We start from the raw sequence: 23,028 nt of genomic DNA on the forward strand, positions 1-23,028 counted from the left end.
GCGTTTAGCTCATCAGAACGCCATGCGCCATTGGCCCATCACGCCGTGAGAGCGGCTTTCCGTGCCGAATTCGCCGGTCAGGCCCACGCCGAGGGTGTGGTTGGACGACAGGCCAAGATCCAGACCTGCGTCCACGGCCAGACTGTTGCGATCCAATTCCGCACCCGTCACCGCGAAGCGCTTGCCACCTTTGACCAGTTGCTGACTCGTGTCGCCGTCGAGATCGCCGTAAAGGTGTTTCCAGCCCGCACTGAATCTTGGGGTCAGGCTCATGCCGTTATTCAACTGGCCGGTTTTCGCTGCGCGAAAGCCCAACGTAGTGCTGAGGTTGTCACGGGTTTGGCCAAAGACTTTCAGCGCCGCATCGCCGCCTTTTTCCGTGTGACTGTCACGCTGATAACGTTGATAGCCAAGGCTGGCGAACGGTTCGAAGGTCAGGTTCTGGCGACCGAAGTTGAAACCGATTTCGGCAAAGGCCTGTTGGGTATTCGCGTCGTAGCTGCTCTTGAGGCGATCACTGAAGCCGTTGAACGCAACTCGACGTTTGCTGCTGCCGTCGTGGCTGCCATAGGTGGCGCCGAAACGCAGTGCCAGCGGCCCGTCCTGACGCACGGCGTAGGCGCCGAGGTGCCAGCTGTCGAGGTCGCCGTCGTATTGACGGGCGTCGAGGCGGGTCTGGGATTTTGCGCCAAGCATGCCGAAGTGCCATTGCTCGTTCAGACGCCAGTCGGCGCCCATCACCAAACCTTGGGTGGCGTGTTTCAAGGTGCTGTCGAACTCGCGGTCGACACTGCCGCCATGCCCGAGTGCCTGAATCCACACCCGCCCGCTTTGCGCACCTTTGCTGGCCTGGCGTGGTGAGTTGCCGTAGTTGTAAGCCGCGCCGCTGCGGTTATCCAATTGGCGCATGGCCGACAGCATGCTCGCGCTCACCGGGTTGACGCTGCTCAATGTGGCTTTGGCGAGGTTGGCGTTGCTGCCGGCGGCGAGTTGGTCGAGGGCGATCGGGGCTGTGCTCTTGTCGCTGGCGAGCAGTGCTGCGACAGCGGCGTTCGCGGGTTTTTGCGGTTGAGGGGTGGGCGCTCTCGCGGCGTTGCTGGCGTTGGCGGCGAGCGCTTTTTCCGGTTTCGCGGTTGTTGCTTCCGGGGTGGGTTTTGATACGGGTGCTGAAGGGCTGGCAAGTGGATCAATAATGCTTTGCGCAATCTCGCGCGCGTTATCGTTCGTGGCGACGTCCTCCAGTCCTACCTCGTTGCGCGTATAGGTCAGTCCGACCTGTTGTTCTTTGTAATGCAACTCGGGGGTCATGAAGGCGAGTTTGTTTTCTACAGTGCCAAATTCCCCCACGACCTTTTCTGCGGTCAGTAGCGTGTGTTGACTGCTTTGCGGATATTCGCCAGCGGTCACCAGGGTCAGCGTCGAATCGCCCAGTTGTGCAGTTCCCTTGACGACAATTGTCGGACTCTTGCCGCCAGCATCGAGCGCGTAGGCCAGCACAGCCGTTCGAGACAGGCTGAGGTCGCCGTTCACCACAGGTGCGCCGTAGACCTGATCGACCGAAAGCCTTCCGTGGACCGTCAGGTTTCCCACGCCGCCTTGACCGGCGAAATGTCCGTTCTCGTGCACGGTGACGTTGCCGCTGATCAATCCCATGTTGGTGAGGTCGCCGCCGGCAAACACAATGGCATCACCGCCGATTGCGTTCTTGTTAATGAGGATTCCTTGGGTCAACGCGTGCCCCTGAATGTGTCCCTCATTGGTCAGGGACGCTTTCGCCCGAACCAGCACGCCTAATTCGAAATCGCGATCGCCGCTGCGTGTCCATTCGCCTTGCTTGACCTCCAGCCCGGAAAAATTCTGCGTTGCCCGCAGTGTTCCTTTCTTCGCCGCGTCGAGTTGAATAACGTTGGTACCGCCCGCGCCATCCAGTCCTTCAGCGAGGCTTCCCCGGCCCGACACAATGACCAGGTCGTTTCCATCACCGAGTTGAAGGGCCATGTCTTTGGTTTTTGCAGGAGTCTTTATAGTGTCGGGATCGTCGACGAAATTACTCAGCATCACGACCACCCCTTCGGCGGAAGGCGCCGGATCAGAAGCTTGCTGGGCGAAAGCGAGCGGAGCGCAACTGAATGTCAGCGCAATCGCTAGCGCGAGTTTTTTGGGTGGGTATTTGTGTTGATCAGACATTTAGCAGGGCCTCTGTTGGAAGAGGCCCTGACTCTATTGATCCGCGGAAAAAACCGATGTCGGCTGCTTCCCGCACTCTTGCAGGCGATGTCGGATCGTACGGTAGAAATCTCGCCTCAGACGCGCAAGCGAGTCTTTTGGTCGTCGCAACCGGCGTGATTTCCTACAACCAACCCGGAAGCGACCGGCTGTTCAATCCTCAAAAACTCATCTGCCACTGCCCGATCAATCCGTGGTTGCGGCTGTTGCTGCCAATCTCGCCGCTGTACCCGACCCCCAGCGTATGCCGCGCGGAAATGCCCACATCCAGTCCAGCCTCCAGCACCAGGCTGTCCCGATCCAGCGAGCTGCCATCGACACTGAACGCCGTGCCACCGACCACAAACGCTTGACGTGTCGAGCTGCTGACATCGCCATAGGTGTGTTTCCAGCCAGCGGTCATGCGCGGTGTCACGCTCATGCCGTTGTCGAGGCTGCTCAGGTGCGCGAGGCGCAGGCCGAAGGTGCTGCTGAAGTTGTCTTGAGTCTGACTGTCGACCTGCAGGGCGGCGGCGCCACCCTTTTCCTTGTAGCTATCGCGGTGATAACGCTGGTAACCGAGGCTGGCAAACGGCTCGGCGCTGAGGCGGCCGCTGCCCATGGCGTAACCCAGTTCGGCGAAGGCTTGCTGGCTGTCGGCGTCGTAGTCGCCTTTCGGGCGGTCGCTAAAACCATTGAAGGCGATGCTGCGTTTGCTCTCGCCCTGATGGCCGCTGTACGCGGCGCCCAGACGCAGGGAGATCGGGCCGTGCTGATGCAGCGCGTAGACACCGGCATGCCAGCTCTCGACGTTGCCATCGACGCCGGTCGCGTCCAGATCGGTTTTCGAATAGCCGCCGAGCACGCCCAGACGCCATGCCGAATTCAGTGACCAGTCAGCCCCGAGCACACTGCCTCGGGTGCGTTGTTCGAGACCGCTGCTGCCGTGTTCGCCGTCCAGCTTGCCGTAGCCGCCGATGCCTTGCAGCCAGAGGCGACCGCGCGCATTCGGGTCGTTCAGGTTGCGCGCTTCGGAGGGCACTCCATTGGCTGCCAACACGGGCGTCTCGCGTTGATCGAGACCGACCAGCAAACCCGGGCTGCCGCCCATTGGTTGCATGGCCGAGAGCATGCTGCTGCCGATCTGGCTGCTGGCGCCGAGGGTGGCGCTGGTCAGGTTGGCGTTGCTGGCGCCGGCCAGTTGCTCGATGGCCGCGCCGGCGCTGCTTTGCGTGGTGTTGAGCAACGCGTTGTACAGCGCATTGTTTTTGCTCATGGAGGCGAGGCTGTTGGCGGCGTTGCTGCCGTTGCCGGTGACCGCGAATTGATTGAAGGCGACGTCGTTGCGGGTGTAGGTCAGATCAACCTGAGTCGGTGTGTAGGCGAGGGTCGGCGTGAGAAACGCGTAGTCGCTGGTGACCCTGCCGAACGTGCCGTTGACCTGCGCGGCCTGCAACACGGTGTATTGGCTCTGCCACGGATAAGTGCCGGCGCCAGGATTCACCGCGAGGGTCGCGCCATTCAGATTGGCAACGCCGCCGACCTGCACCGGCGCGCTGCTGCCATCGGCGTTGACGCCGTAGGCGAGGGTGGAGGCGCTGCTCATGTTCAAGTCATGCACGATGGTCGCGCGACCCAGGCCGGTGTCCGTGCGCAAGGTACCGTTGATGTTGAGGTTGCCCACCGAACCGCCGCCGCCATATACGCCGCCGGTGTCCACGGTCAGGGTCCCGGCAATGCCGCCCTGGTTGATCAATGTCGCGCCATTGCGCACCGCGCCGCCGTCACTGAAATCGCCGCTGCCCGTCAGCGTCCAGGCGCCTTGTTTGACCTCCAGCCATTCAAAGTTGCGACTGGTGCCGAAGCTGCCACCGGCCGCGTCGTCCATCACCACGCGGTCGTAACCACTGCCACCATCGACCACGCCGACGAAGCGGCTGCCATTGCGCAAAGTCAGGCTGTCGTTACCGCCGCCCAGGTCCAGCGCCAAGCCGTTGCTGCCGCTGATGGTGCCGCCGTTGATCACGTTGTCGGCAAATTCGCCGACCAGCTTCACGCCGAAACCGTTGAGGCCTTGAATGGTGCCGAAGTTCTCCAGCGTGGTCGCTGCGAGCCCCGAGCCGCCGCTGCCATCGTCGACCAGAATGGCGCTGTCGGCGCCGCTGATCAGCGCGCCGCTGGCGTTGAGAATGTAACCACCGCCGAGGGCGATGCCTTCGCTGCCGTTGGCGAAACCGCCCTTGTCGACACCGCCGGCACCGACGCCTTGAATGGTGCCGTAGTTTTCGATGTGGGCAATCTTGTCGATGTCCACGCCGTCGCCGTCGCCGTTCGCCTGCAAACCTGAGTAAGCCCCGGTGATGGTGCCGTGGTTGATCACCGTGCCGTCGCCATCGGAGCCGAAACCGGAGCCGTTGCGCCCGATGATCTGCCCGTAGTTGACCAGCGTCGCGCCGAGGTCGGTGGTGATGCCGTGACGGCCACCGGAAATCACCCCGTAGTTGGTCACACTGACGCCGCTCGCGGAATCGATATCGATGCCGTCGAATTTCTCGTCGGCATTGTGCGAATCGCCGGTGGAGATCTCGCCATAGTTGCTGATCGTCGCATTCGCGCCGGTCTTCATGCCGTCGCTGGCGTCGCCGCGAATCAGCCCGCCGACGCGGTTGATAATGGTGGTCTTCACGCCGTCACTGCGCAGCGCATCGAGGTCCAGTCCCTGGCCGGTGGTGGAGCGAATCACACCGCTGTTGTCGATCAACAGACTGCCGCTGACAAAATTGCTGTCGATGCGCAAAGCATCGTTGGCGCCGAGAATCTGACCGCCACTGCGGTTGTAAATCGTGTAGTTGCGCGCCTGGGTCAGATCGCCGCTGCTGTCGATGGCCCGGCCGCCGGTTGAAATGATTTTCCCGGCGTTGTCGATCACCACGCCCGCGCCACTGGTGCTGTCTTTCAAGCTCACCGTCTTGCCACTGTTGGTGATGCTGCCCGGCGCCGAAATCGTCAGCGTGTCACTGCCGCCGAGGGTTTGCGCAGCGGTGGTGGCGGTGTCGATCTGCACGGTTTTGCCGTGGGCAGCAGTCGCCGAGATCAACAGGGCAATGGCGAGGGACAGACGCTGGGGCGAGAACGGCATGGGCGAAGGGCCTTTTTGTTATAAGCGGGCCGTCCTGTATAGCGAGGGGTTTTTACAGAATGATGTCGGTGGGTTGATCTGCATTGTTTTGCATTCAGATCTGACAGACCAGCAGATTAATCTGCATTTTGTTGCAGGCACTATATTGCATCCGCCATCAATGACGGCTCTGTTGAAATGCATTTAAAAGAAGAGGAATAAAAGAGTGGGATCTGCAATGAGCATCACGGTAGCCGAGCGCACGGTGCTCATCGAAAACATTCAAGAGTCACTGGCCCAAGGAACGCTGGAGATCGGTGAAGCCGTTCGGCGTCTCCGCGTGGAAGTGACCGGTTTGCATCAGACCCAGTTTGCCAGGATGTACAAAATATCGGTCCGTACGCTGGTGCATATTGAGCATGGCGAAGGCAATCAGACACTCAAATCGTTGAATGCGGTGTTTCGTCCGTTTGGACTGAAAATGGGCGTTGTACGAGTTCGCCGAGAGGTCACTTAAAACCCAACCTCCCGTTTAACGCACCGATTACCCTAGCTCCGCCGCACGTAAGCCTTGCCGTAATGCCGCTCCATCCGCGCCTGAATCAATTCCAGTCCAATCGACATCAGCCAGTAAATGATCGCTGCCGTCGTCAGCATTTCGATGTAGCGGTAGCTTGATCGCCCGTACGACTGCGCGAGAAACATCACTTCCCAGACACCCATCACCGAAATCAGGGACGAGTCCTTGAGCATCGAGATGAATTGGTTGGTCGTCGGCGGGATGATCGTGCGCATGGCTTGCGGCAGGGTGATGCGCCAGAAAATCACGGTCTCGCGCATGCCCAGTGCCAGCGATGCTTCGCGTTGGCCATAGTCGACGCCGAGAATGCCGGCGCGGAAGATCTCGCTGAGGTAGGCGCCGTAGTTCAACGACAAGGCGATGATGCCTGCGACGATGGCACCCGGCACGATGCCCAGTTGCGGCAAGCCCAGGTAGATCAGCAGGATCTGGATAAGCAGTGGCGTACCGCGAAAGAACGAGGTGTAAAAACTGGCGATGCCGAACGCCACGGCGCTTTTCGACAGGCGTGCCAATGCCGTGATGAAGCCCAGCAGCGACGAGGCGACAATCGAGCACACACAGAGGAACAGCGTCAGCGCCGCACCTTGCAAGAAGCCGTTGGGCGCCAGGTGCAGGCCGACCAAGTTGGGCAGTTTGTCGAGGATGATCGAGAACTTCAGGTCGAAGCTCAGGAAGAACCCGGCGAACAGGCAGAACAGTGCTGCCCAGGTCAGGTACAGCCGCGTGCGAAAACCGAACATCCGTTGCAGGCGTGATTCAGCCAACGGTTGCGGTGGCTGTGGAGGTGTCGGGAAAGAAGTCATTGACTGATATCGGCGCCGATCCATTTTTGCGACAGCTTGCTCAGGGTGCCGTCCTGCTTCAGTTGCGCGAAGACTTCACGCACCTTGGCGTCCCATTGCGCGTCACCCTTTTCGATGGCCACCGAGTTCGGTTCCGAATACAACGGCTCGCCGGCAAGCTTGAAGCGTTTGTCTTGGTTCAGTCGTGGTTGCGCGGTGACGAGGTTGGTCAGGATTGCATCCAGACGCACACCGGCCCCCAGGCCCAAGTCCTGAAAGGCGACGTTGTCGGTATCGTAGGGCGCGATCTGCACATCTTCGAACGGATACTGCAACTGCGTGTCTTCGGCGCCTTCGATCACCAGGTTCTTGTTCAGGTAGCTCTCGTAACTGGAAGCGCTGGTGAGGCCGACTTTCTTGCCGCTCAGATCCTTGGCATCGTGAATCCGGTCATCCTTGGCGTTGACCACGATCACCGCCGGCGAGGCGTAATACTCCACCGGGAAATCGAACACTTCAGCGCGCGCCTTGCTCGGCGTCATCGAGCAGATGCAGATGTCGTAGCGTCCGCTCCAGCGGCCGGCCGCAATGACGTCCCAGGACGGCGTTTCGAGGCGCAATTTGACGCCGAGTTTATCGGCCACGGCTTTGGCGACGTCGACGTCAAAGCCATCGAGTTGGTTCTCATCGTTAAGAAACGAGAAGGGTGGATAGCTCTCCATCAGCACGCCGACCAGTTCCTTTTTCTGCTCGACGCGATCCAGTGTCGCGCCGCCGAAGGCTTGGGTGGAGGCAGCCAGAATCGTCAGGCCCAAGGCCAGTAGCGGTTGCAGTTTCACAGTCGTGTCCTGAAAAAAAATAGGTTGTGATTAACCGATTGGTGCGTATTAAATAGTTATAAGAACGACTCTGATAGTGAGTTATTTTCATAAGCATATGAGTGAAACGCATATGGGCACAGCCAACACGGTAATTCTTGATGGCGGCATGGGCCGTGAGTTGCAACGTGCCGGGGCGCCGTTTCGCCAGCCTGAGTGGTCGGCACTGGCGCTGAGCGAAGCGCCGCAAGCGGTCGAGGCGGTGCACGCTGCTTATATCGCCAGTGGTGCAAACGTGATCACCAGCAACAGCTACGCGGTCGTACCCTTTCACATTGGCGAGGAACGCTTCGCCGCTGAAGGCGAGGCGTTGGCGGCATTGGCCGGTGAGCTGGCGCGGCGCGCGGTGCAGGCTTCGGGGAAATCAGTGCGTGTCGCCGGGTCATTGCCGCCGCTATTTGGTTCCTACCGTCCGGATCTGTTCGAAGCCGCCCGGGTCACCGAGTTGCTGACACCTTTGGTCACCGGTCTGGCGCCACACGTTGATCTGTGGCTGGCGGAAACCCAGAGTTCGATCATCGAAGCGCGAGCCATCCATGCCGGTTTGCCGAAGGATGGCAAACCGCTCTGGTTGTCGTTCACCTTGAAGGATGAAGACACTGATGAAGTGCCGCGTTTGCGTTCCGGTGAGCCGGTCGCCGAAGCGGCTGCCGTTGCGGCTGAGTTGGGTGTCGAGACGTTGTTGTTCAATTGCAGTCAGCCGGAAGTGATCGGCGCTGCGATTGATGCCGCGCGTGAAACTTTCAAGCGTTTGGGAGTGAAGATTCACATTGGTGCTTACGCCAATGCGTTTCCGCCGCAGCCAAAAGAGGCCACCGCCAATGACGGGCTCGATCCTTTGCGCGAGGATCTTGATCCACCGGGTTACCTGCACTGGGCGATTGATTGGCAGCAGCGTGGCGCCAGCCATTTGGGCGGTTGCTGCGGGATTGGGCCGGAACACATTGCGGTGCTGGCGCAAAAGCTAGGCTGGAAATAGATCAAAAGATCGTCCGAACGCGGCCCGAGCCTTCGGACGATCTTTTGCTTTGTGCCTTAACTACGGCACTCAACCAATCCTTTCACCTGTCCATCCGGGGTCTGGTTTTCATCGCTCAGCCAGCGCTCGAACCCGGCGCCAATCGCCGGCCATTCCGAATCCAGAATCGAATACCACGCAGTATCACGATTCTGTCCTTTGACCACCATGTGCTGGCGGAATACGCCCTCGAAGCTGAAGCCCAGACGTTCGGCGGCGTATTTGGAACGGGCGTTACCGTTGTTGCATTTCCATTCGAGGCGGCGGTAACCGAGGTCGAACGAGTGCTTGGCGAGTAGATACACCGCTTCGGTGCTTTTCGGCGAGCGCTGCATCGGCGCGCCGAAAGTGACGTGGCCGATTTCGATGCGGCCCTGGGCCGGGACGATCGACATCAGGCTGAGGATGCCTTGCACCTGATGGGTCGCGCGGTCGATGACGGCGAAGAAATACGGGTCGCTGGCGGCCGCATGATTGTTCAGCCAGGCGTCGAAAACGCTGCGTTCTGGGAACGGACCGTAGGGCAAATAATCCCAGAGTTTCGGGTCGGCACCGGGGCCTTCAAGGGCAGCGAACAGTTGTTCGCCGTGGCGCGCCGGATCGAGACGTTCCAGGCGAATGAAGCGGCCTTCGAGCAGCGTGGCGGTGGGGGCGGGGACGCCTTTCCAGTCAGCGAGTGAAGCGGTCATGTGCGCGTCTCCTTAAATGGCTTTGCGAAACTGGATGAAGCCCGGGCGCTCGGCGATGCGCTCGTAGAGCTGGATCGCGGTGGCGTTGGTTTCGTGGGTCAGCCAGTGCACTTTGCAGCAGCCGTCAGCCTTGGCCGTGGCGTAAACGTGTTCGATCAGCAGGCGGCCGACGCCGGTGCCGCGAGTGTCTGGCGCGACCAGCAAATCTTGCAGGTAGCAGGAGTTTTCGATGCTCCAGTTCGAACGATGGTAGATGTAATGCACCATGCCCACCGCTTTGCCATCGGCCCAGGCCAACGCCGCGTGGGTCGGTTCGTTCGGGTCGAGGAAGCGCTGCCAGGTGCTGTCGGTCACGGCGTCCGGCAGTTCGGTGTTGTAGAACCGCAGGTACGCCTGCCACAGCGGCAGCCACGCGGCGCGGTCGGCGGCGCTGACCTGGCGAATGTCGATCTGACTCATGGGGATTTCCTTAGCGCATCAATCGGGCGAGGGTTTGGTCGTTGACCTCGGGGCTGGCCGCCAAGCCTTCGCGCACGCCGGCGATATCCTCGGCGCTGCGGTTCTGGCTGAGTTTGCGTTTGCCTTCGAGGCGGTCGATGGGAATGGCGAAACCGACAATTGCTTTAAGCATGCCGTCGATGTAATCGGCGGGCGCATCATCGACGGACCACGGTTGCGCGCGGCCCGCTTCGTGGCGGTTGGTGAGGGTGCTGACGATGTCGAGCAGGCGCCCGCCATCGCTGAACGTTTCGGCATGGCCGTAGGCGTGCACGGCGATGTAATTCCAGGTCGGCACGACTTTGCCATGCTCGGCCTTGCTCGGATAAAAGCCTGGGCTGACGTAGGCATCGGGCCCGGCAAAAATCAGCATCGCCTCAGCGCCGTCACGCAGGTCTTTCCATTGTGGGTTGGCGCGGGCCAAGTGTCCGTACAGCGTGCCGTACTCGCCTTGTTCGCAATGCAGCAGCACCGGCACATGACTGGCTTGCAGGCCGTTTTCGCCGTGGGTGACCAGAATCGCCAGGCGAGTGGCGAGGATCAGTTCGTGCAGCTGGGACAGTTCTTCGATGGCGAAGGCGCGGGGCGTGTACATGGACAGATTTTCCTTGGCGAATGCCTGCATCGTAGGCAGGCTATTGGTCTGTTGTAAGAGCCATTGACGATCAATTTCATAGGTCCATTGCCATGCCCGACTCGCCGACGTTGTCGATGCCCTTCAATCCGGCGGGGATCGAACTGGATCGTCGCCAAGGCTTGAGCCGCCAGCTCTATCAGGCGTTGCGCCTGCGCGTGCTCGACGGGCGTCTGGCCAGCGGCACGCGTTTGCCGGCCAGTCGCGACCTCGCCGCGGCGCTGGGCATTTCCCGCAACAGCGTGGTGCGCGCCTACGATCAGTTGTACGCCGAAGGGTTTATCGAAGGCAAAGTCGGCGATGGCACTTATGTCGCGCAATTGACCCACGCACTGACATCGCCGAAAAAACTATCCACAAAAGTATCCACAGGGTTTTCAACAAGCTTACCCACAGCCTTATCCACAAATTGGCTGGATTTACCTGTGGTTCCATCCAGTAAAGTTATCCACAGCGGGACTTTTGAGCGTATAAAAAACAACCATTTGGCGACGCCGCCGAGTGGTCCGCCGCGGGCTTTTCGGGTGGGTGTTCCGGCGTTTGATCTGTTTCCTTTTGAGGTTTGGGCCAAGCTGAATGCGGCTTTCTGGCGCAAACCGGATCTTCAGCAACTGTGTTACGGCGACCCGGCGGGCGACGCTCGCTTGCGCGGGATGATCGCGGCGTATTTACGCAGTTCACGGGGTATGCAATGCACGGCTGAACAAATTGTGATCACCAGTGGCGCACAGCAGGGCATTAGCCTTTGTGCACAGTTGCTGGTGGCGCCGGGCGACGGCGTGGCAATCGAGAATCCGGGGTATCGCGCAGCGGGGCATGCCTTCGCCGTGGCCGGTGCGCGTTTGCACGGGGTAGCGGTGGATGGCGAAGGTATCGACTGCGCGGAAATGGCCGGGCTCAGCGATTGTCGGGTCGCCTACGTCACGCCCTCTCATCAGTACCCGACCGGTGTGGTGATGAGCCTGGCCCGGCGTCTGGAATTGCTCGCCTGGGCCGAGCGCAACCAAGGCTGGATCGTCGAGGACGATTACGACGGCGAGTACCGTTACAGCGGCGCACCGCTGGCACCCTTGGCGGCGCTTGACCGGCAGGGCCATGTTCTCTACGTCGGGACCTTCGGCAAGATCGCCTTCCCGGCGTTGCGTCTCGGCTATCTGGTATTGCCGCCGGGGCTGGTCGATGCCTTTGCGCAACGGCGCGCGGTGGACGTGCGCCATTCAGAAGTCAGTACGCAAGCGGTGATGGCGGAGTTCATGGCCGCCGGGCATTTCCAGCGCCACATTCGGCGCATGCGTCGCGCGGCACTGAGTCGGCGCAATACTTTGATGGAGGGCTGGCCGGCGGATCTGCCCGGAGTCGGCAGCCTGCCCGCCGTCTCCGCCGGCCTGCACCTGACGGTGAAAGTCGACAGCGTGGCCCGCGAGCAGCAATTGATTGAACAGGCACAAAGCGTCGACGTGGAAATCAACGCGCTGAGCAGTTACTGGCTGCCGGATTCCACCACGCCGCTGGATCAACGTGCCGGTCTGGTGCTCGGCTTTGCGGCAGTGCCCGAGGCGGCGATCAACACGGCGCTAGGGAAACTGCAAAAGGTCTGGCGCCGATGATCAGCGTGGGGTCTTGGGCTCCAGGGTCAGGAACAGCTGGCGAAGCGCCGGATCCGTGATTTTGCGCAGGACGCCATCAATCGGTTCGAAGGTATTGAGCGTCTGTTTCTGGGCTGCTGTAAGCGTTGCCAGATAGTCATCGGCGACTTTCAAGTGGGCTGCGCTCGGTTCGTCCGCCGGGCTGGTGGCGCGCTCGTAATGAAAGTGAGCCACCCACATCGGCGCGTCTTTATTGTTTTTGTCGAGGATCCGGTACTCCTGAAAGTAATCGCCCAGGCCTTTGGTCTGTATCCGCCCACGTTCATCGCGGCGGATATCGATTTGCGCGTTGTCGCTCAACCACTTGAAGGCGCTTTGGGTCGGCTTGCGCAATTTGTACAACGCAGTGCGCGTGCTCAGCCCCTGTTGTCGGGTTTTTCCGGCAGCGGCACGCAGCTCATTGCCAAGGGTGGCGACTGGCGGTAAATCACCCTTGGCCTCCTTGATCCGGTTCATGGCTTCATCGACGCTATCGGCGGTTTGCGCAAGCTTGAGTGCCTGTTGCTCGAACACATCCTGCATTTCACTGGCCAATCGTCGCGGGCGCATGGCGTCCTTGCGCGAGCGCTCGATGAAGTCGTTGGCATCGAGGTTCAGCTCCAGACCGTCGTTGATGATTTCCAGGTCCTTGAGGCGTGGCGCTGCCGGTGCAGTGGCGGGTATGGCAGGAATGAACGGTGTCAGCGGCAGTTCTCTGGCCCGGGCCGGTTCATCACTTGTAGAGGTGCGTGGCCGACTCTTGCGCACTTTCACCGTGGCGCGGCTGGAGCCTGAGGGATAGCGTTCGCGTGTAGACCCCAATCTGGCGTTATCTGCCTGCACTTCTGCCAGTAGCTCCAGAGTGCGTGTCTCGGTCAATTGAATGAATTCATCGATCAGGCCCTGCAAGTGCGTCATCGGCTCCTCTTCCAGCTGTTCGGAATAGGTCTGCCCTAGCTCGCGCAGGCGCTGACTGGCATCGGCAAAGGTGTCCAGCAGATTGCTCAAACCCTCGATGTGTTGCGGCGTCAGGCTTTGCGGTCCGCTGACGTCGATCATTTCCAGCGCATCCCGTGCAGCGATGGCCGCCCGTATGCCAACCCCGCCGAGACTTCCATGCAACTGGCTCAACAACGGTTCGGCGACATGTTGCAGGCACAGCTCGGTGGACAGGCCTATCTCGTTGGCCTTGAGTTCATGCACGGTGAACGTCGGCAGGCGCCTGCGGATGTCGAGAATCTTTTCCACGCCGATTTTGCCCGTAGCCTGCAAGTCGTTCAGCGTGGTGGTCGCCAGCGTCAATTTGTCGGCCATGTCCCGCGACAGGTCGCAGGCCTGCTGAACATTCGAGACAAAAACCTCTCGCGACAGCTGCGTTTCATGCTCGGTCAGGACGACGTTGATCGCTGCGGCATATTCCGACTGCTTGATGATCAGCCACTGCGCCACATTCAACGCTTGCGTCGTGGTCATGCGCAGCAAATCCTCGCGGTAGTTTTCCTTGCCGCCCAAGGTGCGCCATTCGCGCAACTGCTCCAGCGCCTGCCGGTGCGCCTGGATCGAAACGGCCAGTTCTTCCGCGTAGACCTTCGATTCCTTGGCAAAGTCTTCATTGGACAGGTCTTTCAGGGCGACCTGGCGGGTGCGCAAAAGCGCTTGTGTGGTTTTCTCCTGGTTTTTGAAAGAGTGCAGCGCATCTTCAAGTCGATTGAAGCGCACTTCCTTGGGATCGACCGCGATTTTGCTATAGGCATTGCCACCGCCGCCGCGCAGACGCAGGCGCACGTCGACGAACCATTGGCCTTTCTGGTTATGCGTCAGCATCGGCCCGGTTTTGTTGGCGTCGTCGTTCGCGATGATTTGCACATCGGCTTTATAGGTTTCCACGACCCGGAACCAGCGCTCACCGACCTGCACATAACTCTTCTCGTTGAAGTGATAGACATGCGGGGCCTGCATGCCGGTGGTGGTCACGTCTTTGTCCGCCACATCGAGCGCAGGCACCTTGAAGGTGTCCAGATAAATGCCCAGAGCGCCAGGCGTGCGGCGTGGCAGCACGCCGATGGTATCCAGTGACGTCAGATGGTCGCTGGGCAGCGGCGACTTCACGGTCTCGGGATCGAAAGTAGTGATGATGCTCCGAGGGCTTGCCGCTTTCTTTAGCGGCAGGGACTTCAACGGTCGCTTGGCCGACAGGTTGCGGTTGTGCTGAACCGCGCGATGACTGAGGAGGATGCCGAGGGTAAGAAGGATGTCCGACGCTGCCGTCCATTCGCTGAAGGCATCTTCGCGTTCACGGGCATCGAGCGCCTGCTGGAGTTGATCAATGGTCTGCCAGACCCACACTGCGGCACCCACCGAACCGCTGAGAAAGTTCGATGCGACGGCCAGTAACGCCGCTGCGCTGTCTTTGAGCAAGGTCCAGCGGCGCTCGGCATTGGACTGAGATTCACGATCGGCGAGTTCGGCCATGGCTTGCGCGTTGTGGCTGAACAGAGTGGCCAGAAGGTCATCGCTGATTTCGTTTTGTTCGATCACCACTTCACCGAGGTTTTCTGCGCGCAGGGTCGGATTCACCAATTGCTCGGCGACCAGCCACGGCGACGGAATCCCCACCGGAAACACGTACTGGGCGTACTCGAAACTCAGGGTTTTGTCCGGCAGCCAGGCGAGTACGGAATCGCGCAGTTCGCCGGGTTGATGCATCGCGTACAGCAAGTTCTGCGGCGAAGGGAACTGCATCAGCGCTTGATCCATCAGTGGTCGGTACAGCACGCAGATACCGTCAGGCGCCAGACGGGAGTGGATGATGAACATGTTGCTGACGGTGTCGCTGCTGGTGGTGATCCGGTGCTGCGGCGTCAGGGTCAGTGGGCAGATCACCATGGATTTTCGCTTGGCGCTGTCCTGACTGAGCAAGTCGCAGATAAAGCCGTAGCCGCGCTCGTCGACACCCCCCGAGTGGCGGACCTTGCACTCCAGCGCGAGCAGCGGCAGCAGCCAGCGCAACTGTTCGCCATAGAAGGTTTTCTGCCGTTCAGCCTGCACGGGATCATCAATCAGTGCTTTCTTGATCAGTGCGGGATAGGCCTGGCCAATGTCGACCTCGGCGGCGATTCGGTTGAGAAATGCCGGGGTCAGCCAGGCCGGCACCTTTTTATCCGTGGCGAATGAAAACGTCGCCTGAAAGGGCGGCTCATTCTCCAAGGCGAATTCAGCCAGGTTGATGATGCGACGGTCGAGCGGGTTGGGCAGGGTGAAATTGCCGGCAGTGAAGCTGTTGGTGATTCGGATGCGCAGTTGGTCCAGAGGCAAATCCGCCGCACCCACGGCGCTGCTGTCGGCGATGATGGCGGCGCTCATCTGACGCTGGGCGTAGGCGTTGATGGAAGGGATGGCGTTGCGGATCTTGTGACGTTCGGGATCGCGATAGAGCTTGCCCAGTCCAGTGATGTAACGGCTGTAATCCTGCAGCTCGGTGCCCGAGGCCTGGCGCAGCCACGGCGGAACGGCGGCTTCCAGTTGTCGGGTGGCGTCGGTTGTATCGGGTTCGGCCGGTGGCGGCTCATCGCTCCATGGCGGCGCCTGCACGGATTGCAGTGCGCCGATCGCGTCCAGTTGCGAGGTCACCAGTGCGCAGGCCATGTGGTCAAAAATGTTGCCGTCCGGCTGGTAGAGCCGCCAGGTCATGTCGCGCCCCGCCAGCAGTTCTTCCAGGCTGGCCGGCAGCGAATCGCCGAGTTGCTGCAGCGAGCTGAACGACTCGAAGCCCCGCTCGATGGTGTACATCACCAGCAGATCGCGTTTCTCAACTTCGGCCTGAAGCACCAGCGCGCCACCGAGCACGAGATGCGTGGCGACCTCGTTTTCAACGGTATCGATATCGATCAGGCTGGCGTGGACATCTGTCAGGTGACTGGTCGAGTTCTTGCGGTCGGCTTTATCCGGGTAGGTGAAGACTTCCCGGGCCATCGCGCATTCGTCTTCATCCAGACCTTTCACGGCGCGGATATTCAAGACTTTCTGCAAGGCGCTGGACAGCTCTTGCCAGCGCGGCAGTTTTTCGCCCTGTTCATTCCAGAACCGCAGCTGATATTTCTGCAGTTCGATGAACAAGCGCGCCGTGCCGTCATTGAGTATTTCCGCGATCCGCTCGATATCAACGGCCAGGTGCACCGGTTCGATGGCGTCCGGTTCCAGGGTCAGAAAGTGTTCGCCCGGAAAATAATCGGCGGAGCCACCTTCCAGGCTCTGGCGCAGCAAAACGATCGTCAGCGATTCGTAGGCGATCGGCCCCTCCGCGACCTCGTCATCGATGACCTGCCACTGCGGCGTGCCGACGAAGGTTTTGTCGGGGTCGATGTGCAGCTGCGGATAGTGTTGTTCAAGCCCTTGCCGCAGCAATTGCGCAGCCACGGCGTTGAGGGTCGGGCCATGGCTGGTCTGGCTGACCAAGTCGCTTTTTTCCACTAGCGCAGTCGAGCCCTGAAGGGCATTCGACGTTGATTTGATGCTCATGACAATTACCTCGGTGTGCAGGAGAAGGAATCACCCCACCGACGTTATCGAGACGCGCACCGCGCTTGGCGGTAACTATTTATGCCATGAAAAAAGGCCCGTACGTGTACGAGCCTTGGCCTGGCAGATGCGATTTCAGGTGCCGGACTTGATCTTGGTCCAGGCGCGAGTGCGCGCCCGTTCGGCATCGCGAGGCAGCGGTTGCAGGGTGTACAGCGTGCCCATCGCCGCATCGGTTGGATACAGGTTGGGGTTATTGCGGATTGCCGGATCGACCCATTCGTTGGCGTCCTTGTTCGGGTTCGGATAGCCGACAAAGTCGCTGACCGGGGCAATCACTGCCGGTTGCAGCAGGTAATTGATGAAGGTGTAGGCGTCCTCGGTGTTCTTCGCGCCCTTGGGAATGGCGAGCATGTCGAACCAGATCGGCGCGCCTTCTTTCGGCAGACGCATGTCGACCACCACACCGTTCTTGGCTTCCTTGGCGCGATTGGCGGCTTGCGAGAAGCTGCCGGAATAACCGACCGCCACGCAGATGTCACCGTTGGCGATGTCGGCCATGTACTTGGACGAATGGAAGTAAGTCACGTACGGGCGGATCTTCATCAACAGCGCTTCAGCCTTGGCGTAATCCGCCGGGTTTTTGCTGTTCGGATCGAGACCGAGGTGCTGTAGGGCCAGCGGCAGAATCTCCGACGGCGAATCGAGCAGGGCGACACCGCACTGCTTGAGCTTGCTGATGTTTTCTTCCTTGAAGATCAGATCCCAACTGTCCACCGGTGCGTTGTCGCCCAGCGCCGCTTTGACCTTGGCCGGGTTGAAACCGATGAGGATGGTGCCGTACATGTACGGCACGGCGAACTTGTTGCCCGGATCGTTGGCTTCGATCAGCTTCATCAGTTTCGGATCGAGGTGATTCCAGTTCGGCAACTTGCTGCGATCCAGCGGCTGGAACACCCCGGCCTCGATCTGCTTGGCGAGGAACACGTTGGACGGCACCACCACGTCGTAGCCGGAGTTGCCGGTGAGCAACTTGGCCTCCAGTGCTTCGTTGGTGTCGAAGATGTCGTAGATCAGTTTGGTCTGGGTGTTCTGCGCCTTGAAGTCTTCGAGTGCCTTGGGCGTGATGTAGTCGAACCAGTTGTAGACGCGCAACGTGCGTTCTTCAGCGTGGACGGCACCGCTCAGCAGCGCGGCGCACAGGGCTGGCGCGATGACGTGCGTGAGGCTTTTCATTGCTCAAAACCTTCCAGCACGTTGACCGCGTTGATGCCGATTTCTTCCACAGCGTAGCCACCTTCCATGACGAACAGGGTCGGCTTGCCGAGGGCGGCGATACGCTTGCCCATCGCCAGGTAATCCGGGCTGTCGAGTTTGAATTGCGAGATCGGATCGTCCTTGAACGTATCAACGCCGAGGGATACGACAATGATGTCGGCACCGTAGCGGTCGATCTCGTTGCAGGCCTGATCCAGCGCCGCGCTCCACACGTCCCAACCGGAACCGGCTGGCAGCGGATAATTGAAGTTGAAGCCTTCACCGGCGCCGTCGCCACGCTCGTCGTCATAGCCGAGGAAGAACGGGAATTCCGCTTCCGGGTGGCCGTGGATCGAGGTGAACAGAACGTCGCTGCGCTCGTAGAAAATCGATTGCGTGCCGTTACCGTGGTGATAGTCGACGTCAAGGATCGCGACCTTTTTATGGCCTTGATCGAGGAACGCTTGCGCGGCAATGGCGGCGTTGTTGAGGTAGCAATAACCGCCCATCAAATCGCTGGCGGCGTGGTGTCCCGGTGGACGGCAGAGGGCGAAAGCCGCACGTGCGCCGCGCTGGATTTCTGCCTGAGCGGTGAGGGCTACCTGTGCCGCGCTGTACGCCGCTTGCCAGGTGCCGGCGGTAATCGGTGCGCCGCCGTCGAAGCTGTAATAGCCGAGCTGGCCGTGCAGACTGGTCGGTTTGATCGCACGCAGGGTGCGCGCCGGCCAGGTGTAGGGCAGCAGATCGCCGTCGGTGTTGTGTTCGGTCCAGCGATCCCATGCACCTTTGAAAAAGTCGAGATAGTCGCGGCTGTGGATCCGGGCGATCGGCTCCAGGCCGAAATCCTTCGGCGCTTCGACCGCGCCGAGGTTCTGGTTTTTCACCCGTTGCAAAACATGGTCGGCGCGCGACGGCATCTCGAAGCACGGTTTGAGCTGGCCATCGATGAGTTCGCAGCGGCCATGGTGCAAGTGGTGATCGTCTGAGTAGATCGTCAGCATTTGTTGTTCTCCGCAGGGCTGATTCGGTTGCGTCCAGTGTTGCGGCGCGGAGCGAATCGGAGAACGGCAGGAAAGGCCAAAAGGGGATCGATATGGCCAAAAATCCTGACCGCAATTCGCCCCTTCTTCAGGCTCTGAATTGGCTCGGCGCCACGCCACTCCAGCGCACAAAGGCATGGCGGAAACTGGCGGTCTCACTGAAGCCAAGGGTTTCGGCGATCCGGTAGATCGGCAGTTGATCCTCGCAGAGCATCTGCTTGGCCCGCTCGAAGCGCAGTTCATCGAGCAGTTCCTGATAGCTGCTGCCCATGTCCTTGAGATGCCGGCGCAGCGTGCGTGGCGAGCACTTCATCTGTTGCGCCAGACCTTCCAGCCCGGGCGCAGCGTTGAGTTGGGCGCTGAGCAATTGGCGGATGCGCCCGAGCCATGCCTGACGCCCGGTGAACTCAAGATTCTGCTTGCGGCACCGTTCGGCCATGGCTTGATGGGTAATGCCATCGGCCAGCGGCAGCGGTTGATCGAGCCAGTGGCGATCGAAGGCGAAGGCGTTGTCCTTGGCGGCGAAATGCAGCGGGCTGTCGAAGTGCTCGGCATAACTGTTGCGATAGTCCGGCGCGCCGTGTTCGAACCGTGTAGCGAGCAAGGGCAGCGGATGCCCGAGCAGGTCATCGCAAATGACTTTCAGCGACACCAGGCAGAACTCGGCGTTGAACACCGCCATCGCCGGGCTCTCACGATAATCGGCGGCGACGAACCAGACACGCTCGCCATCGTCTTCCAGGCTCAGTTCGAAAAGTGTTCCCAACAGCGCCGGATAACGGATCGCCAGGCGCAAAGCGTCACCGAAGGTGGCACACGTCAGCAGGGCGTAACCGAGGATGCCGTAGCAGGAAACATGCATGCGCCGGCCCAGCTCCAGACCAATGTCATGCTTGAGCGCGACCGCGTTGGCGCAGACCTGCATCTCCTGATTGGTGGTGATGCGCGTGTCGGCGCGGTTCAAATCCGCCGCACTGATACCGCTGCCGGCCAGCAACGCCTCGCTCGACAGGCCTTCGGCCTTGAAGGTGTTGAGGATCAGCGAGACCGCGTTCAGGGTGGTGAGGTGGGAGTGGAGCATGGGATCTTCCAGCCTTGAGATGGCGGGAATGCAGCAAGTTGCATGCCGTATGAAGATCAAAATGTAGGAGTGAGCCTGCTCGCGATAGCGGACGGTCAGTAAACTCTATGGCGCCTGACAGAACGCTATCGCGAGCAGGCTCACTCCTACAGGGTATTGCGTTGTGTCAGATCAGTTCGCCGCAAAGGTCGAGCTCGATCAGTCGGCGCACTTCTTGAACTTCAAGCCCTGCACCGAGCAACCCGTGCAACTTGCCAAACGCGGCCTCGCGAGTCATGCCACCCCCGGACAACACGCCAACACCGCGCAAACGACTGCCCGCTTCATACACATCCAGCTCAACGCCCCCTTCATGGCACTGCGTGACCGCGACCACCACGACGCCGTTATCCCGCGCGCGGCCGAGGCTGGCGAGGAACTCAGGGTTATCGCTCGGCCCGGTACCGCTGCCGTAGCATTCCAGCACCAGCCCCTGAATACCGCTGTCGAGCAGACCGTCGAGGACTTCGGCGCTGATACCCGGGAACAGCGGCAGCACGGCAACCTTGGCCAGTTGCTTCGGCTGGTTGTAATTCAACGACGCTGGAATCGAAGGGGCTTTCACGCCGCCGCCCTGACGCTCCAGGCGCTTGAACGGATGACGGCCAAAGCTGCGCACTTTCGCGCAACGGGTCGGGGCCAGCAGTTCGCCGTGGAAGTACAGGTGCACGCCCGGCGCCAGACCCTGACCGAGTGCAACCAGCGCACCGCCGAGGTTTTCCCAGGCATCGCTGTCCGTGACGCCCGCCGGCAGCATCGAGCCGGTGAAGCACACGCGGGCATGCAGGCCGAGTAGCTGGAAGCTCATGGCTGCCGCGCTGTAAGCCAGCGTGTCGGTACCGTGCAGGATCAGCACACTGTCGCAGCCTTGCACATCCACTGCATCAACCACCGCTTCACGCAGTTGCTGCCAATAGGTCGGGGTCATGTTGGCGCTGTCGATCAGCGGCGACATTTCACGGAAGCGCCACTGTGGTACGACGAGTTCAGGCTGGCTGTGCAGATAGTCGCGCATCCGCGCTTCGAAGCCGGACGCCGGGGCCAGGCCATTGGCGCTGGCCTGCATGCCGATGGTGCCACCGGTGTAGAGCACCATGACGTGTTGGGCGGCGGGATAAGTCGAAGGGTTCATAGGATTCTCCGAAACGATGAATACCTTGTGGGAGCGAGCCTGCTCGCGAAAGCGGTCTGCCAGTCAGCATATATATCAACTGACAGATCGCCTTCGCGAGCAGGCTCGCTCCCACAGTTTTCCGAACTGTAACTGACGGGCGCAGGGGATGCGCCCGTCATTCACCTGTCAGCGTTGCGCTGCAGGTACGCCTTGCGGCTCGGCTTCAGTCTTGCCGGCAGCGGCAGACGGGTTGGCCGGCCAGGCTTTCAGGTCCAGATCCAGATCATTGAATTTGCTGGAATCGAATACCGGCTGTTTGATGCCGGCGCGGCGCTGCCCGTCGTAGTCGCGCATCACGCGCATGCCGACCTTGAACAGCATGGCCAAAGCCACCAGGTTGACGAAGGCCAGGCAGGTCATGGTGATGTCGGCGAAGGCGAACACGGTCGACAGATCCTGCATCGAACCCCAGACCACCAGCGCCAGCACCAGGCCACGGAAAATCATCAGCGCAGCGCGGTTGCGGGTGAGGAACTGCAAGCTGTTCTCGCCCAGGTAGTAGTTGTAGAGGATGCAGGTGAAGACGAACAGCGACAGCGCAACGCTGACGAACATGCGGCCCCAGTCACCGACTACAGCGGCCAGCGAGTTCTGGGTCAGGACGATGCCGTCACCTTCGAAGCCCGGGGTGTAGAAGCCCGACAGCAGGATCAGCAGCGCGGTGCAGGTGCAGATTACGAAGGTGTCGAGGAACACGCTGAAGGCCTGAACCACGCCCTGCGCACCCGGGTGCTTCACGGCAGCCACGGCGGCGACGTTAGGCGCACTGCCCAGACCCGCTTCGTTGGCGAACACGCCACGCTTCACGCCCATGACGATGGCGCTGCCGAGCAGGCCACCAAAGGCCGGGTCGAGGCCGAAGGCGCTTTTGAAGATGGTTTCCAGCATGGCTGGCACGTGTTCGATCTGGGTGCCGATCACGTACAGGGTCACGCCGATATAAGCCAGGGTCTTGACTGGCACCAGCAGGTCGGACACCGAGGCGATGCGCTTGATACCACCGAGGAAGGTGATGGCCAGCAGCACCGCGAGGACGATACCGGTGTGTTGTGGATTGAACTCAAAGGCGTTCTGCAGTGAGTGGGTCACGGTGTAGGACTGCAGACCAATGAAGGCGAAGCCGTAGGTGACCAGCAGCAGGACGGAAAACACCACCGCCATGCCTTTGAGCTTAAGACCGTGCTGGATGTAGTACGCCGGGCCGCCGCGGTACAAGCCGTCACCGTCGGCGCGCTTGTAGACTTGGGCCAGGGTGCACTCGAAGAAGCTGCTGGACATGCCGACCAGTGCGGTCACCCACATCCAGAACACTGCACCTGGGCCACCCAGCGTCACGGCGATCCCGACACCCGCAATGTTGCCTGCACCGACGCGGCCGGCGAGGCTGAGCATCAGGGCCTGGAACGAGCTGAGTTGCCCGGCATTGCCTTTGAGGCTGTCGCGGAACACCGCGAACATGTGGAAGAAATGACGCAATTGAACGAAACGCGAGCGAATCGTGAAGTAGCTACCGAGCCCGACAATGAGCACGATCAGTACTTTCCCTGAGAGGAAGTCGTTGATGACTTCGAGCATGGATTTTTCCTCGCTGTTTTTTGTGTAAGCAAATGCTGGATGGAAGAAACATCGTGTTACACCGGTGTGCGCGCGGCACGACGGGTGAGGCGAAGGTTTCGTCCCGGTCCATTTCGCGGGTTTGTTATTAGTTCGGGTTTCGCATGGGTTATGGCCTCGTTACCGACGACCGCTCACGCGAAGAGGGGCGGCACTATACCGATCAGTGGCGCGCCCGTCTGCACAGGAGTGGTGCAAGCGACGAAACGAGGCTTTGAAACACCCGACGTTACCGGCGTCGGGCCTTTGTAGGAGTGGGGAGTGTTTCTGAGTGG

At 60.5% G+C, this 23,028-nt stretch carries 16 protein-coding genes; 3 read left to right on the forward strand and 13 right to left on the reverse strand.

What is annotated here, in order from left to right:
- Nucleotides 1–12: 12 nt before the first annotated feature.
- Together ACQ4OE_RS14755 and ACQ4OE_RS14760 are read right to left on the reverse strand one after the other, a co-directional pair.
- Nucleotides 13–2,058, reverse strand: coding sequence for an autotransporter outer membrane beta-barrel domain-containing protein (locus ACQ4OE_RS14755; RefSeq protein ID WP_430947052.1), 2,046 nt, complete (start codon nt 2,056–2,058; stop codon nt 13–15).
- A 328-nt stretch (nt 2,059–2,386) separates the two neighbouring features.
- Nucleotides 2,387–5,344, reverse strand: coding sequence for an autotransporter outer membrane beta-barrel domain-containing protein (locus ACQ4OE_RS14760; protein ID WP_430947053.1), 2,958 nt, complete (start codon nt 5,342–5,344; stop codon nt 2,387–2,389).
- Nucleotides 5,345–5,561: 217 nt separating this feature from the next.
- Between ACQ4OE_RS14760 and ACQ4OE_RS14765 the strand changes: the two genes are divergently transcribed.
- Complete coding sequence (locus tag ACQ4OE_RS14765) at nt 5,562–5,840, forward strand: helix-turn-helix domain-containing protein (protein ID WP_430947054.1); 279 nt, start codon at nt 5,562–5,564, stop codon at nt 5,838–5,840.
- Nucleotides 5,841–5,872: 32 nt separating this feature from the next.
- Here ACQ4OE_RS14765 and ACQ4OE_RS14770 read toward each other — a convergent pair whose 3' ends face one another.
- Both ACQ4OE_RS14770 and ACQ4OE_RS14775 read right to left on the reverse strand, forming a co-directional pair.
- Entirely contained in the window at nt 5,873–6,709 is an 837-nt protein-coding gene (locus tag ACQ4OE_RS14770) for an amino acid ABC transporter permease (protein ID WP_430947055.1), read from the reverse strand.
- Entirely contained in the window at nt 6,706–7,527 is an 822-nt protein-coding gene (locus ACQ4OE_RS14775; protein ID WP_430947056.1) for an ABC transporter substrate-binding protein, read from the reverse strand. Before ACQ4OE_RS14775 ends, ACQ4OE_RS14770 begins: the two co-directional genes overlap by 4 nt.
- Nucleotides 7,528–7,639: 112 nt before the next feature.
- Here ACQ4OE_RS14775 and ACQ4OE_RS14780 point away from each other — a divergent pair, with 112 nt between their 5' ends.
- Entirely contained in the window at nt 7,640–8,545 is a 906-nt protein-coding gene (locus ACQ4OE_RS14780; RefSeq protein WP_430947057.1) for a homocysteine S-methyltransferase family protein, read from the forward strand.
- A gap of 56 nt (nt 8,546–8,601) precedes the next feature.
- Here ACQ4OE_RS14780 and ACQ4OE_RS14785 read toward each other — a convergent pair whose 3' ends face one another.
- The 3 genes from ACQ4OE_RS14785 to ACQ4OE_RS14795 are packed head-to-tail and all read right to left on the reverse strand — an operon-like array spanning nt 8,602 to nt 10,366.
- On the reverse strand, nt 8,602–9,273 hold the full coding sequence (locus ACQ4OE_RS14785; RefSeq protein ID WP_122592918.1) for a GNAT family N-acetyltransferase: 672 nt from the start codon (nt 9,271–9,273) through the stop codon (nt 8,602–8,604).
- Between the two features lie 12 nt (nt 9,274–9,285).
- Nucleotides 9,286–9,732 carry a GNAT family N-acetyltransferase gene (locus ACQ4OE_RS14790; protein ID WP_430947058.1) on the reverse strand — a complete coding sequence of 149 codons (447 nt, stop codon included), beginning with the start codon at nt 9,730–9,732 and terminating at the stop codon, nt 9,286–9,288.
- A gap of 10 nt (nt 9,733–9,742) precedes the next feature.
- Entirely contained in the window at nt 9,743–10,366 is a 624-nt protein-coding gene (locus ACQ4OE_RS14795) for an FMN-binding negative transcriptional regulator (RefSeq protein WP_430947059.1), read from the reverse strand.
- Between the two features lie 92 nt (nt 10,367–10,458).
- Between ACQ4OE_RS14795 and ACQ4OE_RS14800 the strand changes: the two genes are divergently transcribed.
- Entirely contained in the window at nt 10,459–12,012 is a 1,554-nt protein-coding gene (locus tag ACQ4OE_RS14800) for a PLP-dependent aminotransferase family protein (RefSeq protein ID WP_430947060.1), read from the forward strand.
- Here the strand turns inward: ACQ4OE_RS14800 and ACQ4OE_RS14805 are convergent, their stop codons facing one another.
- The 6 genes from ACQ4OE_RS14805 to ACQ4OE_RS14830 all read right to left on the reverse strand — a co-directional run bounded on the left by ACQ4OE_RS14805 (nt 12,013) and on the right by ACQ4OE_RS14830 (nt 22,714).
- Complete coding sequence (locus tag ACQ4OE_RS14805) at nt 12,013–16,548, reverse strand: hypothetical protein (protein WP_430947061.1); 4,536 nt, start codon at nt 16,546–16,548, stop codon at nt 12,013–12,015.
- A gap of 135 nt (nt 16,549–16,683) precedes the next feature.
- Nucleotides 16,684–17,784: a polyamine ABC transporter substrate-binding protein gene (locus ACQ4OE_RS14810; protein ID WP_430947062.1), complete on the reverse strand. Its 1,101-nt coding sequence runs from the start codon at nt 17,782–17,784 to the stop codon at nt 16,684–16,686.
- Nucleotides 17,781–18,806 (reverse strand): histone deacetylase family protein, encoded by a 1,026-nt coding sequence (locus ACQ4OE_RS14815; protein WP_430947063.1) that lies wholly within the window; start codon nt 18,804–18,806, stop codon nt 17,781–17,783. The genes ACQ4OE_RS14810 and ACQ4OE_RS14815 overlap by 4 nt, the downstream gene beginning before the upstream one ends.
- A 127-nt stretch (nt 18,807–18,933) precedes the next feature.
- Nucleotides 18,934–19,926 (reverse strand): AraC family transcriptional regulator, encoded by a 993-nt coding sequence (locus tag ACQ4OE_RS14820; RefSeq protein ID WP_430947064.1) that lies wholly within the window; start codon nt 19,924–19,926, stop codon nt 18,934–18,936.
- 166 nt (nt 19,927–20,092) lie between these two features.
- On the reverse strand, nt 20,093–21,097 hold the full coding sequence (locus ACQ4OE_RS14825) for an asparaginase (protein ID WP_122592903.1): 1,005 nt from the start codon (nt 21,095–21,097) through the stop codon (nt 20,093–20,095).
- Nucleotides 21,098–21,265: 168 nt separating this feature from the next.
- Complete coding sequence (locus ACQ4OE_RS14830; RefSeq protein WP_430947065.1) at nt 21,266–22,714, reverse strand: alanine/glycine:cation symporter family protein; 1,449 nt, start codon at nt 22,712–22,714, stop codon at nt 21,266–21,268.
- Nucleotides 22,715–23,028: the final 314 nt, after the last annotated feature.

Origin of the sequence: Pseudomonas sp. WC2, assembly GCF_050586545.1 — a bacterium.
Classification (GTDB): Bacteria; Pseudomonadota; Gammaproteobacteria; order Pseudomonadales; family Pseudomonadaceae; genus Aquipseudomonas.

What these genes read in the sequence shown, in the direction of transcription:
- ACQ4OE_RS14805 (WP_430947061.1), bottom strand. Translation starts at nt 16,548, where the DNA reads ATGAGCATCAAATCAACGTCGAATGCCCTTCAGGGCTCGACTGCGCTA.
- ACQ4OE_RS14790 (WP_430947058.1), bottom strand. Translation starts at nt 9,732, where the DNA reads ATGAGTCAGATCGACATTCGCCAGGTCAGCGCCGCCGACCGCGCCGCG.
- ACQ4OE_RS14770 (WP_430947055.1), bottom strand. Translation starts at nt 6,709, where the DNA reads ATGACTTCTTTCCCGACACCTCCACAGCCACCGCAACCGTTGGCTGAA.
- ACQ4OE_RS14810 (WP_430947062.1), bottom strand. Translation starts at nt 17,784, where the DNA reads ATGAAAAGCCTCACGCACGTCATCGCGCCAGCCCTGTGCGCCGCGCTG.
- ACQ4OE_RS14760 (WP_430947053.1), bottom strand. Translation starts at nt 5,344, where the DNA reads ATGCCGTTCTCGCCCCAGCGTCTGTCCCTCGCCATTGCCCTGTTGATC.
- ACQ4OE_RS14785 (WP_122592918.1), bottom strand. Translation starts at nt 9,273, where the DNA reads ATGACCGCTTCACTCGCTGACTGGAAAGGCGTCCCCGCCCCCACCGCC.
- ACQ4OE_RS14755 (WP_430947052.1), bottom strand. Translation starts at nt 2,058, where the DNA reads ATGCTGAGTAATTTCGTCGACGATCCCGACACTATAAAGACTCCTGCA.
- ACQ4OE_RS14830 (WP_430947065.1), bottom strand. Translation starts at nt 22,714, where the DNA reads ATGCTCGAAGTCATCAACGACTTCCTCTCAGGGAAAGTACTGATCGTG.
- ACQ4OE_RS14815 (WP_430947063.1), bottom strand. Translation starts at nt 18,806, where the DNA reads ATGCTGACGATCTACTCAGACGATCACCACTTGCACCATGGCCGCTGC.
- ACQ4OE_RS14820 (WP_430947064.1), bottom strand. Translation starts at nt 19,926, where the DNA reads ATGCTCCACTCCCACCTCACCACCCTGAACGCGGTCTCGCTGATCCTC.
- ACQ4OE_RS14795 (WP_430947059.1), bottom strand. Translation starts at nt 10,366, where the DNA reads ATGTACACGCCCCGCGCCTTCGCCATCGAAGAACTGTCCCAGCTGCAC.
- ACQ4OE_RS14825 (WP_122592903.1), bottom strand. Translation starts at nt 21,097, where the DNA reads ATGAACCCTTCGACTTATCCCGCCGCCCAACACGTCATGGTGCTCTAC.
- ACQ4OE_RS14765 (WP_430947054.1), top strand. Translation starts at nt 5,562, where the DNA reads ATGAGCATCACGGTAGCCGAGCGCACGGTGCTCATCGAAAACATTCAA.
- ACQ4OE_RS14780 (WP_430947057.1), top strand. Translation starts at nt 7,640, where the DNA reads ATGGGCACAGCCAACACGGTAATTCTTGATGGCGGCATGGGCCGTGAG.
- ACQ4OE_RS14800 (WP_430947060.1), top strand. Translation starts at nt 10,459, where the DNA reads ATGCCCGACTCGCCGACGTTGTCGATGCCCTTCAATCCGGCGGGGATC.